Genomic DNA, 14,185 nt, shown 5'->3' with positions numbered 1-14,185 from the left:
ACGTGGGCAGGCTGCCGTGGTGGCTGAATCGGGCGAGCCGGGGCGGACCGGTGCTGGCTCCGGCTCCGGCTCCGGCTCCGGCTCCGGCTCCGGCTCCGGCTCCGGCCGACTGGATCATCCAGCCGGTCGACGTCGCGATGTCTCGGCCTTCGCCCTCGACCGGGCGGCTGCCGACACCGGCGGCGCCTACAACCTGGCCCATCCGGAGGGGATGGAGTTCGGGGACTTCCTGCTCGCCTGCCTTGCCGTCACCGAGTCGGACGGTCACCCGGTGTGGGTGGAGCCCGAGGTGCTCATCGAGCACGAGGTACGGCAGTGGACCGAGCTGCCTCTCTGGCGTACCCACGCCGGCGTGTGGTCGGTGGACGTCGGCAAGGCGGTGGCGGCCGGGCTGCGGTGCCGGCCGCTGACCGAGACGATCACCGACACGTGGGCCTGCCTGCAGGCCGACGGGCGCCCGGTGGATCACCCTCGCTGGGCGGAGCACGGAATCGCCGCTGCAAAGGAGGCCAAGATCCTCGCTGCACTGGCCTCCACATCCTGAGTCGGCTCATCCCTCCAGAACGGCCACCGCGCCGGCCCCCACACCCAGTTGGTGCTGAGCGGCGAGGCGACTGAAGTGCTCCAGGCGCTCGCCCATTTCGTCGGCGAGGGGCGCCTGTCGGAACCGCTCATCAGTCAGTGCGCGGCGACGCGCGCGGTGCGGGTCAACAGACCGGTGGCGCGCTGCTCGCCGGGCACGATCCAGACGCGTTCGAGAGCGTCGGCGGCGCCGTCGAGGTCACCGCACAGGAGCCGGGCCGCGGCCAGGTCCGCGGCAGCCCCACCCACGACGCGTGCGGAGCGTAGGGCTTCGGGCTTGCCGGTCACCAGGTCGAGCGCAGTGCGGGCAGCGGCCTCGGCCTGTTCGCCGTCGCCGAGCAGTAGACAGGTCGAGGCGTTGGACATGGCCAGTCGGTCGGCGGGGAAGCCGAACTCGCCCGCCACGCCGTCGTGCAGGTCGTCGATGTGTCCACGCCCTTCCTGGCGAGAGGCGTTGAGCGCCTGCTGGGCCGAGGCAGCGTCTCCTCGGTGGCCGTGCGCGCGTGCCTCGATGGCCGCCAGACGACGACGTGCGACATCCTGCGCGGGTCGCCGTTGGCCGAGGACGCCGAGCTGATCGTGAGCGAGCTGAGCGCGAACGCGATCCTGCACACGGCGAGCGCGCGGGAGGCCGGCAGCTTCCATCTGTCGCTTGCGGCGTCGTCGCAGGTGGTGGCGTTGTCGGCGACGGATGGAGGGGGTGCTGGTACGGCTCCGAAGGTCGAGCACCAGGACCAGGAGGCGGAGCACGGTCGGGGGCTGGGGATGGTCAGCGCGATCGCGCGCCGGGTCGTGGTGCATGACAGCGACTGCGGTCACACAGTCACCGCGGAGCTCTTCACGGACGTACGACGAGGAGGGCACCCGTGCTGAGCACGACGATCGGCCCAGGCTTTTGGTGCGAGTGCTGGACCCGGCACTTGGACGACTGCCGGCCGCCAACGCTCTTCGGCTCCTACGACGCGCGCACAGAGACCGAGGCGAACAACTGGGTCTCCGAGATCCTGCGCACCATCTCACCGGAACTCGACTCCGACGCCTCCCAGGAGGCATGGGAACGGCTCTACGACCACCGCGTCAACACCCGACGGGCCCTGTTGCGCCGCGCGCCCTGGACTGTGTCCGTCACCCACGCCCGCACACTCATCACCTGAACCGTAAGCCCCGTGACCTTCCTGCCGCTCGCACACCGCCACGGCACCGAACTTCCCTCGTGCGCGCACGACTTCAAACCCCACGCCACTCCTTGAAGGGGTTCGCCTGGCGGATCTTCGGCCGGCAATACGCCACCGGGCATCACGGCGCGGAGCGTGTCAGTGGGGCCTGCCAGGATGCATTTATGGAACCGTCGAAGACTGTTGAGGCATTTTGGGATCGCATGCAGGCCCGGGACTGGAAGGGGCTTGGCGAGCTGTTGGCCGAGGACCTGGTGGTGGAGTGGCCAGTCAGCCGCGAGCGCATCAAGGGCCGCGGGAACTTCGTGAGGATCAACGCGGAGTATCCGGAAGGGTGGGCCATCAAAGTCCTGCGGATCGTGGCGGACGGCGAGGTGGTGGTCTCCGAGGTGGAAGTCCCTCACGATGCGATGGGGGTCCACCGCGTGGTGTCGTTCTGGACGGTTCGGGGCGGGACGATCGTTGATGGCCGTGAGTACTGGACAGAGCTGGGATCGGACCCGTCACCGGAGTGGCGAGCCGCATATGTACAACGGGTGTGACCAGGCGCCGCTGACCACTTCAAATGGCGCCGGCGACTGTCTACTCGTTTCGTCCTCTCCCGCCGCCTCTGCAGACGGGAGTGCCCCAGTGCTCTCGTACCGGACGCCTTGGGTGACTCGCATCAGCGCCAACTCCGGGCGACCACAACGGCCCCATACGACCTACTGAGTTACAACTTTCTCTACTGGTTCAAGGCGGCTCGCTCCGCTCCCCGCGCGCGGCACGGCCCCCGGCCGGGCCTGCGCTCCTGTCTCCCCCCGCTCCAGCCCAGCCGGCGCCCGTGCCGCGCAGCAAGAAATCCGAATGACCCCGATCAGGCCTTGTGACCCTTGGCAAAGTCACGCCAGCGCCTACGAGAGGCGTCATCTCCGTAGTTATTCGCCACGTAGAGCGCTATATCCCTCACATAGCAACGCGGACAGGCGGAACGTTTAACAACTGGAGATGAAGCCATAAAGTCCCAAAGTATGAGCCTTCCTTGGTCAAGCTCACCCCACTCTGCGACCGCCCTATCCGCCAACTCCAATACGCTCGCATATTTCCCTAGTCGCAGTAGAGCATAAAGCCGGTTACAGAGGTTCATGGTCGCAGTGAACCCCAGCTCATATGCGCGCTCCAAATCAACCAGCGCTCTCTTTGGATCTTGCGGCACGAGACAGAATCCCAGGGAATTCAATAGACTCGGATTATGAGGATCCTTGCGAACTGCCATTTCCAGCAACTCGGCAGCCGACGCTACCCGGCCAGCCAACACCAACTCAGTGGCCATGGAGTTGAGCGCCACCGACGTCTCATCTGCCGGATCACGCTTGCACGAAACATCCGAAAGCGCATAGGCAAGATCCAGATCGCGAATGTAACGCTCCGCCATTTGCTTTCGTGAGCAAGGCGCCTCTCGTTGCCCCTTTTTGTATAGCCATTCTAGCTGAAGAGACTTGAGGCCCCAGTCAGATAGATAGGTGTTAGTGTAACGATCTACTATCCATCGCTGCACGTCACGCGTCCCCCTGTCTTCTGGGGCAGCTCGCGAGGTTTCAGCTCCTAGGAATTCACCGATCGAAGGTGCATGCCACCCAAGAAGCGAGACCAAACTTGCAGAATTCAACCAAGCTTGCATCCTTTGAATGAATTCGTTAGTAAGGGCCACACTCATTCTGAATCGAGCCAGCCTGCGGGGGCTCTCATCCGAGGGATAGCTGAGACCCAGTGTTGATGCGTCTGCCGCCAAGGCATCCACGAGATCGCCCCAGCCAGGAGGGGACACCGGGAGTTGACTCCGCTCTCCCTCCTGGCTCTCATCCAAAGACATGATCGCAGGCATCGTTACCGCAAGCGCCATGTTGTAAACGAAGGAATCCCTAAATCCGTACCTAACAATCCCCTCAGGAGATAGCCCCCGCCTGGCAATTTCCCGGCAGAGCGCCAAGCAGCGATCTTCTCGTTCCACGAGCAGCGTAGCCTCAGGGCTGGGTATAAACTGCTCACGCAATTGCATAATCAAGGAGGTGATGTGCCACTCCTCGATATTCGAGTTCTCCCGATCCCGGAGATATATCTCCGCAGCATCAAATAGGCGGACGCCAGCAACCGCTTCCCCGCTGTGGGCACCCGGACTCCTCATAGGAGCTACAGACATTCCAGCGCCAAACTCGACCGAGTCTTCAGCCAGCGGACTTCCATACACCTCAAGCAAGTCAATGCACTCTTCGCCGCAGCCCCTGCCCCCCTCTGGTACATCTATAGAGAAAGGGCAATCTGCGATGAGGTTAGGCGGCTGACAGGAATCACTAAAACGACGAAGAGCCCGGAGAAATATTTCCCTCTCGGGCCCTTCATTCGGCAATTCTGCTTTTGTCACCGGTAAGCGTCCCGACGCTGAGAGACAGTCAAAACAAAGGCGAGCCCGGAATCTTGAACCTGATACAAAATGCGGTGCGACCTTCCGAGTCGTGCAGACCTGATACCCGCCAGAGGCCCCAACAATTTCTTCCCCAGGCCGGGCTCAGAGTCTAGCCTGTTAATGATATTGAATGCCTTCTGGCGAAGAGGGTCCGGAAGACCATCAAGGTCTTTTTGCGCACGTCGGCTGATCGTTGACACTTCTATCCCTGCCCCGCCAGCTCATCAGCTTCACGACGCGCCTCATTAATGGCGTCCATCGTTTCAGCGTCAGAAAGGATGTTTAGCGTCTCGATCAACGATTCATATTCATCCGCACCCAACATCACGGCGCTTGGCTTGCCATGCTTCGTGATCATGAAAGCTTCCCCTGTGGCGGCAACGCTGTCCACGATCTCACTCAGGCGGTCACGGGCATCTGTCAGCGGTGCAGCTTCCATGCTGGTCCTCTCCTTGGTCGTAGTACCACTGTACAGACTTCCGGGCAGATTGCCAGTGAGTCGCTGCACAAGGCGCAACGACTCAAAGATGCAGGGCTCCGCCTAGACCTCCGAATGCGTCCTTCGGAGGGTGTTGTGCTGAGGTGCATGGAGTGAGTCCCTCCCTTCGAGACGATGGAGTGGCGGCCTCCATCCTCGTACCATGTCTCCCCCGCCGCCTCTTACTCCGGTGGATGTGTCACCAGGCAACGTGGCTAAGACCGGCGGGGCGGCATCGAGGCACACGCGCGTCTGCCCCCTCGACGAACCCGCCATCGTGGCTGGCTTTCGTCGGCTGAGGTTCAGACGGCCCCTCCAAGGCGGCTACGCTGCCTGGATACCCCAGCAGCCAGCGGTACCGCGACAGTCCCTTTCGCAGTTCGGGCCTCAAACTACGCGTGCCAGGCTCATGCCAGATCGTGCAGGGAACCGCGGCGAACTCCAGGGAACCAGTCAAGTGCCAACCAAGTGCCTGACACCGCTCCGCCGCAGGCCAGCACCACAGTGATCCCTAGATCACCTCAGCTTCCCAAGCTCAGGTCTTCCGGAAACCGGACTCGTCAACCGACAGGCAGGAAGCCGCGCGCTCTACCCGCCAGCGGGTCGCGGGCGTAGGAGCTCACTCCGTACGCATCACATCGGTCCTCATGTCCACACGCATCGCATCCCGAGTCGCATGAAGGCCCTGGACCACGTCATCGTCATGCGCAGGGCGTGCCGCATCGTCCCAACGGAGCCCTTGACCGACAGCGTCACGGAGTCGCCGCACGCTGCGAAAGTAGTCCAGTGCCGGCGTGACGACGCCACTGGGCGCGAAGACCTCAAGTTGATAGCGCTGCTCGTAGCATCCGGCAAAGATCGCCCGAGCAGCCGTGGCACGTTCCTCGCTCGGCAGTTGATCGTCTCGGCTGATCGTCCATAGCTCACCTCGCGCTTTAGTGAGGGCGCTGAGGAACGCTCCGTACAGTTCACGGCGGGCTTGCCGCCACTCGGCAACAGCAGTACGCCTGTCGCGGCGAGATTCGACGAGCAGGGAAGTGCCAGTGGCTATGAAGGCTCCCAGGAGGGTCGCCCCGAGTGTCGTCAACATGGACGCACCGTAGAGCTTCCTTGGCCCGAAGGGGCCAGGTCAGAACAACACAGCCCGTCTCAGTTTCCGTCTCATTCAGCCTGGTTCACGGCCGTTCATGTGAGACCGCGCGTCGAACCTGCCCCAGGGCTGGACCGCCCCTGAACGCAGGTGAACGCCTCTGCACCCAACCCGCCATCCCACCACCACAGTTGGAAAGAGTGCACGACGTACCCCCGGAGTACGCCAGCCATTCGGTACGCAGCCGGCGTCGGCAAGCCCAGTGATTCCCGCGTCCCGGCGACCCATTGAGCACACGCGGGAAGGGGCTTCAGTAGACGATCACTCTCCAGTGCTCGACCCACCGCAGCCAATCACCGCCCGCACCACGCACCTGGACGCGATCGGCGTCCACCTGCCAGACCGTGCCGTAGAGCGTGGCGTTAGAGAGGTCCACCTTGACGGTGTCGTAGACGTCCAGGTCTTCCTCAACGGCCGAGTCCACACGTGCGCACAGTGATCGCAGAGGTAGCCGACCACATCGCATCCCCCAACAGTCATCGGGTTGCCTGGGCGAACAGCCTCAACGCGGCACCGAGGGCACGGGTCAGCAGTGTGCGCGCCTGCTGATCGGGACATCGTTCGATCCTGCTGTACAGCAACGAAGTACAGCAACCCCACCAACCGGCAGCGCCCAACCCGGACACGCATCGATTGGTCCAGTACATGCCAGCTACCTTTGGCCCGTGAACGACAGAGGCAGATGGATCGGCGCGGCAGCCTGGTTTGCCGTCTGGTGGGGTCTGGCAACGGTCGCGTTCCGTCTCTTCGGCCTGGTCATCAGCGACCTCAAGAGCTGGACAACGTGTGCCGGAATGGCCGCCGCCTCCATCGCGACCGGGGAGCTGTCGGAGCGCTGGCGCCAACGCCGAGGCCGGCTGGCGACTGAGTCACAGGCGTCCCCCAGCACCGCGCCGGACATCGGTTGTAGAACAAGCGCACCAGATCAAGCGGAGTACAACGGGGAATCACGGTGAATGCAGCCGTGTCCGACGATGCCGCGCCTCAGCCGTTCGCGTAGGTCAGCCTCGGAGCCAGTCACAAATACCCGCAGCTTCCCAAGCTGAGAACTCCGGCACCTCGTCACGGGCAGGCCGCCGCGGCTTGCTCCGGTCGACGTGCCGGCAGCATGGCTGAGGCAAGTGGGGGATGCAGCGAGCGATGCGTCCGCTGCCGGCCTCGTAACGAAGTTGGCCGGCAGTCGGTGATTCCACCAACCCGTGGCGAAGCCAGGGTGAAATCGTGGGCCGGGTCGGCGATCATGCACAACCTCCCCCACACCCCCTCTGTCTGATGCGGGTGAAGTCACCACTCGGGCATCACTCGGGCATCAAACGTGGGGGGAAACCACACCATGCGCAGACGCACCACCGTCGCCACCGCGACCGCCGCCGCTCTCAGCGCCGCCCTGGCCGTCGCCGCTTTTGCCGTTCCGGCCGCCGGGGCCGCACAGGACGACTCGGCGACGCAGTTCGTGAATATCGGCGTCAACCACGACCTCGACTACACCGTCGGCGTCACGGCCGCACAGAAGAGAGTGTTCTCGGTCTCCGCGACGGTCAGCGATCCGTCCGGCGTCAAGAGTGTGTCGTTCGAGCTGTGGCACGGAGAGGACCGGGCGACGGCCGACGGGGTCATGGTCGGGTCCGCCCAGTGCCACAGGATCAACGATCTCACCTCCTACTGCGAGGCCCTCCTGACCGCCGACCCGAAGGTCAACCTCCGCAGCAACGCCCTCGCCGGTCTCTGGTACATGACCCCCGTTGCCGTCGACGGCGACGGCAACGTCACCCGCGCCGAAGGCCCCTACTTCGCCCGCATCAAGCGCCAGACCTACCTGTCCCAGACCGTCGTCACCCCGCAGACGGTGCAGAAGGGCAAGAACCTCACGGTCAAGGCCCAGATGACCGTGGCCAGTTGGGAGAAGAACAAGAACGTGCCGCTCATCGGGCACCAGGTGCTGCTCCAGTACCGCAAGGGCACGAGCGGCCCCTTCGTCACGCTGAAGAAGCTCAAGACCGACCGGAACGGCTGGGCCACGGCCACCGTGAAGGCCACGGCGGACGGCTCGTACCGCTACGACTTCGCGGCCACGAGCCTCACCACGGCCACCACCGGTTGGACCGACTTCGTCGATGTGAAGTGAGCGCCGACGGTTGACGGTTGACCGTTGGCCGTTGGCCGTTGACGTGACCCGTCCCCTGCCCGCGCCGGCGGCGGCGAGCAGGGGACTGACGGCTCCAGCAGCGCCCCACAACCCAACGCCACCGTGGTGGGTCAAGCCGGGGCGTCGGCGTCCTGCGCCGAGGCCGCGAACGCCTCGGGGCCCTGCTCCGCCGCCGCCGGGTCCATCCACATGACCTGCCAGCCGTGGCCGTCGAGGTCGTAGAAGCTGCGTGAGTACATGAAGCCGTAGTCCTCGGCGCCGTCCACCTCGGTGCCGCCCGCCGCGAGTGCAGTGGCGCTGACCGCGTCGACCTCCTCGCGGGAGGACACGCTGAAGCAGTACAGCGCCAGCGTGTGCGTGGTGGGATCGGCCATCGGCAGTTTCGCGAACTCCGCGAACTTCTCGCGGGTGAGCAACATGACGAAGGCGTGCTCGCCGACCAGCATGCAGGCGGCGGTCTCGTCGGTGAACTTCGGGTTGAAGCCGAACCCGAGCTTCGCGAAGAACGCCTTGCTGCGCTCGAGGTCCGCGACGGGGATGTTCACGAACAGCATGCGGCCGGGGTGTGCGGGAGTGGTCGCGGAAGTGGTCATGGCGGGTCTCCGGTCAGTCAGTGGCTCGACGTCGTATCTCGATGGCGTATCTCGATGACGTATGGCGTGCGTACGTCCTGGTAGACCGGGCCGGCCGGCAGAACTCATCGGTGGCTCGCCGCCGGCTACCCGGTACGGACGTCTGCGGACTGTCCGCCCATGCGCTCACGCGAGCCGGAACCCGCCGGGACCCTCCGCACGGGTGTGGCCGTGGACTGTGGACTACTGGTCGATGCGGCTCATGTCGGCATACCGGTCGCCGATCGGCGCTGCCACCTCGGACAGCTGCTCCAGTTGCCCGGCGGAGAGCACCAACTCGTCCGCCGCCACGTTCTGTTCGAGGTTGGCGACCCGGCGCGTGCCGGGAATGGGCGCGATGTCGTCGCCCTGCGCGAGCAGCCACGCGAGGGCGACCTGAGCGGGCGTCGCGCCGAGCTGTTCGGCTACGGCGTCCACCTGCTCCACGATCCGGATGTTCGCCTCCAGGTTGTCGCCCTCGAAGCGGGGGTTGGACCGGCGCCAGTCGTCGGCGTCGAGCTGGTCGAGCGAGCGGATCGTGCCGGTGAGGAAGCCACGGCCGAGCGGCGAGTACGGCACGAAGCCGATGCCGAGCTCGCGCAGGGTGGGGAGTACCTCGGCCTCGGGGTCGCGCGTCCAGAGCGAGTACTCGCTCTGGACGGCGGTCACCGGGTGCACGGCATGTGCGCGTCGGATGGTGGCGGGCGCCGCCTCCGACAGGCCGTAGTGGCGGATCTTGCCTTCGTCGATCAGCTCGGAGAGCGTCCCGACCGTGTCCTCGATCGGCGTCCCGGGGTCTATCCGGTGCTGGTAGTAGAGGTCGATGTAGTCGGTGTTCAGGCGGCGCAGCGAGCCCTCGACCGCGCGCCGCACATTCTCGGGGGTGCCGTTCAGTCCCAGGACCGGCAGCCCGTTCTGCTCGGGGACGAGGTGGTCGATCTGACCGAACTTGGTGGCGATGACCACCTCGTCGCGGTGGCCGGCGAACGCCTTGGCCAGCAGTTCCTCGTTCGTGTACGGACCGTAGATCTCGGCGGTGTCGAAGTAGGTGACGCCCAGCTCCATGGCGCGGTGGATCGTGGCGATCGACCCGGGGTCGTCGGTGCCGGCGCCGGTGTAGCCCCCGGACATGCCCATGCAGCCGAGGCCCAGCCGCGAGACCTTGAGCCCCTCTCCTCCCAGTGCGATCTTCTTCATGCGGATACCCCTTTCGAACGGTGAGAGCGGTGTGTCAGGCCGAGGCCTTCGTGAGGAGGCGGACGTCCTCGTCGGTGAGCGCGAGGTCCTGGACCGCCAGGAGCGCCGGGAGCTGTTCCAGGTTGCGGGCGCTGGCGATCGGGGCGGCGACGGTGGGGCGGGTGAGGAGCCATGCGAGGGCGACGGTGGCGAGTTCGGCGCCGTGCGCGTCGGCGACCGTGTCCAGCGCCTCGAGTACCGCGACGCCTCGCGCCGTCGACGCGTGCCCGGCCGCCAGATCGGCGCGTGCGCTGTCGACGGTGACGCCGGGACGGTATTTGCCGGTCAGGAAGCCGGCGGCGAGCGCGAAGTAGGGCAGTGCGGAGATGCCGGCCTGCTCGGCGGTGTCCTGGAGCGCGCCCTCGTAGGTGTCGCGGGAGACCAGGTTGTACTCCGGCTGGATCGCCACGTACCGGGCGAGGTTCTCGCGCTCGGCGAAGTCGAGGGACGCCTGGAGCCGCTGCGCGGAGAGGTTCGAGGCGGCCACGGCCCGCACCTTGCCGACCTTCACCAGGTCGTCCAGGGCGGTGACGATCTCCTCCACGGGCACGGACGGGTCGTCGTAGTGGGAGTAGTAGAGGTCGATGTGGTCGATGCCGAGGCGGCGCAGCGACTGCTCGGCCGCCGCCTTGATGGTGGACGCGGACAGGCCCTGGTAGTCCGGGTGCATGCCGACCTTGGTGGACAGGATGACCTTGTCGCGGTTGCCGCGTGCGGCCAGCCACTTGCCGAGGACGGTCTCGGACTCGCCGCCCTTGAGGCCGTCTATCCAGGCCGCGTAGACGTCGGCGGTGTCGAGGTGGTTGCCGCCGGCCTCGGTGTAGGCGTCGAGGACGGCGAAGGACTGCTTCTCGTCGGCCGTCCAGCCGAAGACGTTGCCGCCGAGGGCGAGGGGGAAGACGGCGAGGTCGGACGTGCCGAGTGTGCGGAGCGTGGCCACGGCGGAGTTGTCCCTTCACTGTGGGTGGGTGCGGTGTCCGCACGGCAGGGGGAACAGGGCCGGGACGACGGGGTGGGAATACGCCCGACGGGCCCGGCGGTTGCCGCCCTGTGCGCAGCACGACCGCTTCGACCAGGACGTCGATGCCTGGTACACAGACCACTGTGCCGGAACGGATTTAGCGTTACAAAAGGTATGTCTATGTTCCCTGGGAACATCGGAAGGGCGTCATCCGTGAACAGCGACGAGAGCCGGACACCCGCCGCAGGTCGGGCGCGGGCGAACGTACTGCGCCTCTCAGGCCCCTGCGAGCGCTGGGACGAGCAGGACGCGGACTTCATCCGCGAGATCCTCGACCTGGTGGGCGACAAGTGGAGCATCCTGGTCATCGGCGCCCTGGCCGCCGGAGACGCCCGCTACTCCGACCTCGACACCTTGATCCCCGCCATCTCGCGTCGCATGCTCACCCTCACCCTCAAGCGCCTTCAGCGCGACGGCCTCGTCGACCGCGCCGCCTACGCGGAGGTGCCGCCCCGCGTCGAGTACTCCCTCACCGACCTCGGCGCCTCCCTGCTCTCCGCCATCCAGCACCTGGCCGGCTGGAGCGCCGAGCATCACACCGAGATCCGCCGCCACCAGGACGCGTACGACAGGAACACCGCCCGCGGATAGGCCGGCCCCGAAGCAGGCAACCCCCGGGCCGAGGACCCGGGGGTTGTCAGCTGTCCGAAGCGACGATCAGGGCAGCTTCACCACCGTGTAGTCGTCGCAATACCCCGCCGCCGAGCCGGAGTTCTTGTAGCAGTACACCGACGCCGCCGTGTTGGAGACGCCCGTCGTGAAGAAGATCGGCTGCTGCGCGTACGTCGTCGTCGAGCCCCGCAGGTACGTCTCCGTGCCGCCGAAGCTCTTCACTCCTACGGCCACCTCCTCACCGGCGGTGGCCACCTTCGCCCATGCCGCCAGCAGGTAACTGCCGCCGGACGCAAGGCCGCTCACCGTCTGGATGGCACCGCTCGCGCTCACGCCCGTCTGCAACGCGTACGTGCCGGTACGGGAGTTGGACGCGACCACGCTCGACGCCGTACCCGTGCTCTGGGTCCACGGAGTCAACGCGCCTGTCTCGAAGCCGGAGTTGGTGACCGCGTTCGTGGCCGACGACAGCGGCTCCACCGCCAGGTCGTCGCAGTAGCCCGCGCCCGTCCCGCCCGCGTTCTTCCAGCAGTAGACCGTCGCCGACGTCGACGACGCGCCCGTGGTGAACAGGATCGCCGCCTGCGAGTACGACGACGTCGCGATGTTCGTGTACGTCTCCGTGCCGCCGAAGTTCTTCACGCCGATGGCCAGGGTCTCGCCGGCCGTCGCCACCTTCGCCCAGCCCGTCAGCAGGTAGGTCGTGGACGGGGTCAGGCCGGTCAGCGCCTGGTTGGCGCCGCTGCCGCTCGCCGCCGTCGTCAACGCGTCAGCTCCCGTACGGGAGTTGGCCGCCGCCACCGATGACGCCGTGCCGCTCGCCTGCGTCCACGGGGACAGACTGCCCGTCTCGAAGCCCGCGTTGGACAGCAGGTTGCCGCCGGTGCCGTTGTACGCGCCGATGTTGGGGGCGGCCGTGGCGGAGACCGCGTTGCCGAACGCGTCGTAGCCGCCGTTGGACGCGATGACCGCGCCCGCCCGGATCACCGGTGACGACGGGTGCACCTGGTACGCGTTCTTGCCCGTGTAGGACGAGGAGGTGTTGGCGTTGCCCGCGTTGCGGAACTCCGGGTCCGCCGTCACCTTGGCCGCGTCGGCCGGTTCGCGGGACGGGTGGTTGCCGTAGAAGAGGTTGTTGGAGTAGGTCGAAGTACCGGTGGTGGTGAAGTAGTTGCCGGAGCCGTAGTTGAAGACGGCGTTGTTCTGGAAGGACAACGCGCCGCTGATCGACGTGCCCGAGCGGGAGTAGAGGATCGGGGTGCTCAGGCCGTCCCTGACCGAGAACGTGTTGTTGTAGAAGAGGGGGACGGCTGACGAACTGCCGCTCTGGTTCGGGACTCCGCCCACGAAGTGGAGGACTCCGCCGCCGTGTGTCTGCGTACCCGATGTCGGGCAGCCGGAGTTGCTGCCGTCGTTCTCGCTGATGTTGTAGCGGACCACCGTGCCGTCGCTGGGGACGGTCGACGTGGGCTCGTTGGCGATGGTGAAGGGGGGCATCACCAGCAGGAAGCCGCCGAGGTTCTGGTGGCTGTAGTTGTACTGGAACGTGGTGTTGTGGTTGCCCCAGTCCACGTCGAAGCCGGTGCCGTCGGCGCCGTTGATGTGGCAGTAGACCTCGTTGTTCTGGACGACGGTGTTGCTGCTGCCGGACATCCAGATGCCGGCCGAGGCGCCGTTGCAGTACTGACCGGAGGGCGGGCAGGTCGACTTGGCGCCGCCGTAGCCCGCCTTGTTGCCGTCGATCAGGGCGCCGTCGTTCTTGACGACCAGGATGTCGTCCGCGCCGTCGTACGTCATCGTGTTGTTGCGGATGACTGTGCCAGTGGTGAGGCCTGTGCCTTGGCCGTCCGCGTCCGGGGTCACCGCCACCGCGATGCGGTCCACGTGGTCGAACGTGTTGTTCTCCACCACCACGTCGTTCCAGGTGGAGACGGGTGTGGTGTGGTCGGTCTGGACGCCGACACCCGCGTTCGTCGCGTACCAACCGCCGCCGTAGCCCGCGATGTTGTGGATGTACATGTCGTGCACGCGGATGTGGTTCAGGACGCCACCGGAGCTGTTCTCGGCCAGGACGCCCGAACGGTAGGCGGGGGACGAGGCGTTGTCGATCAGCTCCAGGCCGCCGATGTCCCAGTACTGCTGGTTCAGGAGGTGGATGACCGCGCCCGTCGCGCCCGCCGCGTCGATGATCGGCTTGGCGCCCGAACCGTAGGACGCGATGGAGATGTTGCTGCTGCCGGAGGAGCCCGAACCGCCGGGCGTGAGTTGGCCGGTGCAGGTCGTGCCGGCCTTGAAGAGGATGCTGTCGCCCGCGGTGAAGGTGGTGCTGTTGACGCCGGCGACCGAGTTCCAGGGACTGGCGCTGGTGCCGGTGCCGTTGGCGGAGGCCGAGCAGTCGACGTAGTAACTCGTGCCTGCCGCCGCCGCGTTGGTCGCGGCGACGGGGACCAGCAGGGCGCCCGCCAGCGCGGCGAGCAGGGCGAGGATCCCCGGCCTTCGGCGGGTGGCGGAAAGTGGTCTGCCGGGAGAACCGAATCTGCGACGCTTCATTGCGCGCTCCTTGGATGGGTGGATGTGTCCCTTGCCGCTGCGTGCGGCGAGATTCCCCTCTTCACCAGGCGCGATGACCGGTTGCCGCCGGTGCGCCTGGAGCGTGTGGTGCTGTCCCGACGTCGGATTCGACGGCGTCGGGGCAGCGCGGAGCCAACGACCTGTTGCCTACGGGCCGTTG

Annotated in this window: 16 protein-coding genes; 6 read left to right on the top strand and 10 right to left on the bottom strand. The window is 66.2% G+C overall.

Features of this window, described 5'->3' with window-relative positions:
• The first annotated feature begins 19 nt into the window (after positions 1 to 19).
• The gene (locus tag OO70_RS56825; protein ID WP_324604850.1) at positions 20 to 544 is read left to right on the top strand and encodes a hypothetical protein; all 525 of its coding nucleotides are present in this window, start codon (positions 20 to 22) and stop codon (positions 542 to 544) included.
• A 134-nt stretch (positions 545 to 678) separates the two neighbouring features.
• Here the strand turns inward: OO70_RS56825 and OO70_RS09770 are convergent, their stop codons facing one another.
• Positions 679 to 987, bottom strand: a complete 309-nt coding sequence (locus OO70_RS09770) for a hypothetical protein (RefSeq protein ID WP_051741019.1) — start codon at positions 985 to 987, stop codon at positions 679 to 681.
• 84 nt (positions 988 to 1,071) lie between these two features.
• Here OO70_RS09770 and OO70_RS09765 point away from each other — a divergent pair, with 84 nt between their 5' ends.
• The 3 genes from OO70_RS09765 to OO70_RS09755 all read left to right on the top strand — a co-directional run bounded on the left by OO70_RS09765 (position 1,072) and on the right by OO70_RS09755 (position 2,299).
• The gene (locus OO70_RS09765) at positions 1,072 to 1,455 is read left to right on the top strand and encodes an ATP-binding protein (protein WP_051741101.1); all 384 of its coding nucleotides are present in this window, start codon (positions 1,072 to 1,074) and stop codon (positions 1,453 to 1,455) included.
• The gene (locus OO70_RS09760; protein WP_324604843.1) at positions 1,449 to 1,736 is read left to right on the top strand and encodes a hypothetical protein; all 288 of its coding nucleotides are present in this window, start codon (positions 1,449 to 1,451) and stop codon (positions 1,734 to 1,736) included. Before OO70_RS09765 ends, OO70_RS09760 begins: the two co-directional genes overlap by 7 nt.
• A 185-nt stretch (positions 1,737 to 1,921) precedes the next feature.
• Positions 1,922 to 2,299: a nuclear transport factor 2 family protein gene (locus OO70_RS09755; RefSeq protein WP_043667071.1), complete on the top strand. Its 378-nt coding sequence runs from the start codon at positions 1,922 to 1,924 to the stop codon at positions 2,297 to 2,299.
• A 314-nt stretch (positions 2,300 to 2,613) separates the two neighbouring features.
• Here the strand turns inward: OO70_RS09755 and OO70_RS54450 are convergent, their stop codons facing one another.
• The 5 genes from OO70_RS54450 to OO70_RS55895 form a co-directional block, all read right to left on the bottom strand.
• The gene (locus tag OO70_RS54450; protein WP_158711431.1) at positions 2,614 to 3,171 is read right to left on the bottom strand and encodes a tetratricopeptide repeat protein; all 558 of its coding nucleotides are present in this window, start codon (positions 3,169 to 3,171) and stop codon (positions 2,614 to 2,616) included.
• A gap of 983 nt (positions 3,172 to 4,154) precedes the next feature.
• Positions 4,155 to 4,400: a type II toxin-antitoxin system RelE family toxin gene (locus OO70_RS57010; protein WP_158711430.1), complete on the bottom strand. Its 246-nt coding sequence runs from the start codon at positions 4,398 to 4,400 to the stop codon at positions 4,155 to 4,157.
• Between the two features lie 2 nt (positions 4,401 to 4,402).
• Positions 4,403 to 4,639: a type II toxin-antitoxin system Phd/YefM family antitoxin gene (locus tag OO70_RS09750; protein WP_051741017.1), complete on the bottom strand. Its 237-nt coding sequence runs from the start codon at positions 4,637 to 4,639 to the stop codon at positions 4,403 to 4,405.
• Positions 4,640 to 5,297: 658 nt separating this feature from the next.
• On the bottom strand, positions 5,298 to 5,768 hold the full coding sequence (locus tag OO70_RS09745) for a hypothetical protein (RefSeq protein WP_043667069.1): 471 nt from the start codon (positions 5,766 to 5,768) through the stop codon (positions 5,298 to 5,300).
• Between the two features lie 310 nt (positions 5,769 to 6,078).
• Positions 6,079 to 6,252: a hypothetical protein gene (locus OO70_RS55895; RefSeq protein WP_234336806.1), complete on the bottom strand. Its 174-nt coding sequence runs from the start codon at positions 6,250 to 6,252 to the stop codon at positions 6,079 to 6,081.
• A gap of 909 nt (positions 6,253 to 7,161) precedes the next feature.
• Between OO70_RS55895 and OO70_RS51155 the strand changes: the two genes are divergently transcribed.
• A complete protein-coding gene (locus OO70_RS51155) occupies positions 7,162 to 7,953 on the top strand; it encodes a hypothetical protein (RefSeq protein WP_051741014.1) in 792 nt (263 codons plus the stop codon).
• Positions 7,954 to 8,084: 131 nt separating this feature from the next.
• On the opposite strand, the gene OO70_RS09730 is transcribed toward OO70_RS51155, so the two are convergent.
• From OO70_RS09730 to OO70_RS09720, 3 genes are all read right to left on the bottom strand, one after another.
• Complete coding sequence (locus OO70_RS09730; protein WP_234336805.1) at positions 8,085 to 8,567, bottom strand: VOC family protein; 483 nt, start codon at positions 8,565 to 8,567, stop codon at positions 8,085 to 8,087.
• 222 nt (positions 8,568 to 8,789) lie between these two features.
• A complete protein-coding gene (locus OO70_RS09725) occupies positions 8,790 to 9,782 on the bottom strand; it encodes an aldo/keto reductase (RefSeq protein ID WP_043667068.1) in 993 nt (330 codons plus the stop codon).
• 34 nt (positions 9,783 to 9,816) lie between these two features.
• A complete protein-coding gene (locus OO70_RS09720) occupies positions 9,817 to 10,761 on the bottom strand; it encodes an aldo/keto reductase (protein ID WP_043667062.1) in 945 nt (314 codons plus the stop codon).
• 234 nt (positions 10,762 to 10,995) lie between these two features.
• Here OO70_RS09720 and OO70_RS09715 point away from each other — a divergent pair, with 234 nt between their 5' ends.
• The gene (locus OO70_RS09715; protein WP_234336804.1) at positions 10,996 to 11,433 is read left to right on the top strand and encodes a winged helix-turn-helix transcriptional regulator; all 438 of its coding nucleotides are present in this window, start codon (positions 10,996 to 10,998) and stop codon (positions 11,431 to 11,433) included.
• 66 nt (positions 11,434 to 11,499) lie between these two features.
• On the opposite strand, the gene OO70_RS09710 is transcribed toward OO70_RS09715, so the two are convergent.
• The gene (locus OO70_RS09710; RefSeq protein ID WP_043667060.1) at positions 11,500 to 14,004 is read right to left on the bottom strand and encodes a right-handed parallel beta-helix repeat-containing protein; all 2,505 of its coding nucleotides are present in this window, start codon (positions 14,002 to 14,004) and stop codon (positions 11,500 to 11,502) included.
• Positions 14,005 to 14,185: the final 181 nt, after the last annotated feature.

The organism is Streptomyces xylophagus, assembly GCF_000716435.1.
In the GTDB taxonomy this organism is placed as follows: Bacteria; Actinomycetota; Actinomycetes; order Streptomycetales; family Streptomycetaceae; genus Streptomyces; species Streptomyces xylophagus.
This window is presented reverse-complemented; position numbering and strand designations above follow the sequence as displayed.

Bases quoted from the DNA above. Each gene is read 5' to 3' on its own strand.
- OO70_RS09755 (WP_043667071.1), top strand. From the start codon at position 1,922: ATGGAACCGTCGAAGACTGTTGAGGCATTTTGGGATCGCATGCAGGCC.
- OO70_RS54450 (WP_158711431.1), bottom strand. From the start codon at position 3,171: ATGGCGGAGCGTTACATTCGCGATCTGGATCTTGCCTATGCGCTTTCG.
- OO70_RS09750 (WP_051741017.1), bottom strand. From the start codon at position 4,639: ATGGAAGCTGCACCGCTGACAGATGCCCGTGACCGCCTGAGTGAGATC.
- OO70_RS09745 (WP_043667069.1), bottom strand. From the start codon at position 5,768: ATGTTGACGACACTCGGGGCGACCCTCCTGGGAGCCTTCATAGCCACT.
- OO70_RS51155 (WP_051741014.1), top strand. From the start codon at position 7,162: ATGCGCAGACGCACCACCGTCGCCACCGCGACCGCCGCCGCTCTCAGC.
- OO70_RS09730 (WP_234336805.1), bottom strand. From the start codon at position 8,567: ATGACCACTTCCGCGACCACTCCCGCACACCCCGGCCGCATGCTGTTC.
- OO70_RS09725 (WP_043667068.1), bottom strand. From the start codon at position 9,782: ATGAAGAAGATCGCACTGGGAGGAGAGGGGCTCAAGGTCTCGCGGCTG.
- OO70_RS09710 (WP_043667060.1), bottom strand. From the start codon at position 14,004: ATGAAGCGTCGCAGATTCGGTTCTCCCGGCAGACCACTTTCCGCCACC.